This window comes from Synechococcus sp. R55.7, assembly GCF_047461955.1.
GTDB lineage: Bacteria > Cyanobacteriota > Cyanobacteriia > Thermostichales > Thermostichaceae > Thermostichus.
The window spans coordinates 1-1,158 of sequence record NZ_JANSIC010000369.1; the positions used below are offsets into that span (position 1 = coordinate 1).

The following is a 1,158-nucleotide window of genomic DNA, read 5'->3' on the forward strand; positions in this document are numbered from 1 at the left end:
ATCGACTCTGCAAAATTGGGATCCGCTCGCCGAGGCTCTGGAAAGGCTGGCCCTCGGCGCCTTCTCGGAGCTCCTCCTGTCTCTGTCGCAGTTGCCGGATCAGCTCCGGCACCACCTGGTAGAGATCCCCGACAATGCCGTAGTGGGCAAATTTGAAGATAGGAGCGGCGCTGTCTTTGTTGATGGCAATGATCGTCTGGGATTTGTCCATGCCCACGCGATGTTGAATGGCCCCAGAAATGCCGCAGGCAATGTAGAGCTGAGGTCGGACGGTCTTGCCGGTTTGGCCCACTTGATGGGCATAGGGGATCCACCCAGAATCCACGGCCTTGCGGGAGGAGCCGACGGCGCTGTTGGGGAAACAAGCGGCCAACTCCTTCAACAGCTCAAATCCCTCTGGGGATCCCAGCCCGTAGCCGCCGGAAACGATCACCTTGGCGCGGGTGAGATCCACCGCCTGGGACAGGTTGCGCACCGTTTCCACAATCTGCAGGCGCAGATCGCCGGGATCCAAGTTGACCGGCACCGGGATCACTTCCCCCTGGCGGGATCCATCCCAGGGCAGAGGCACCATCACCCCTGGGCGCACCGTGGCCATTTGGGGGTTTTTCCACGGGCCGAGGATGCGGGCCTTGAGAGATTCGCCAAAGCTGGGCCGGATGGCGTAGAGGCAGTCGGGGAAGAGGCCAGACTTGCTCGGATCTTTGCTATTGGTGTACTCGAAGGGGCCGATGTCCAATTCGGTGCAGTCTGCCGTCAGGCCGGTCTCCAGGTGGGCGGCCAAGCGGGGGGCCAGATCTCGCCCGGTGGTGGTGGATCCCAGCAGGATGGTGTGGGGTGGTTGGGGCCAGCTTTTGATCAAGTCCGTGATCACCCGGCGGTAGGGCAAGGTGCGGTATTCGGCCAACTCCGGATGATCGGCAATGAAGACTTGATCTGCCCCGTGGCCGATCAGAATTGGGGGCAAGTGGGCAATGTTGTATCCAAGCACAAGAGCGCTCAAGGTGGCTCCCAGCTTATCGGCCAGCCGCCGCCCGGCCCCCAACAACTCTAAGCCAATGGGCTGCAGTTCCCCGTTCACCTGCTCGGCGAAGACCACTATCCGCTTGCGATCCATAGAACCGTGACTCCTAAGTTGAGATCGGGATTGAATCGGGT

The 1,158-nt window shown here is 61.1% G+C and carries 1 protein-coding gene; it reads right to left on the bottom strand.

The features are described 5' to 3' along the window. On the bottom strand, positions 1 to 1,117 hold a 1,117-nt coding region (locus NW820_RS12545; protein WP_414407664.1), incomplete at its 3' end, for an electron transfer flavoprotein subunit alpha/FixB family protein. Positions 1,118 to 1,158: the final 41 nt, after the last annotated feature.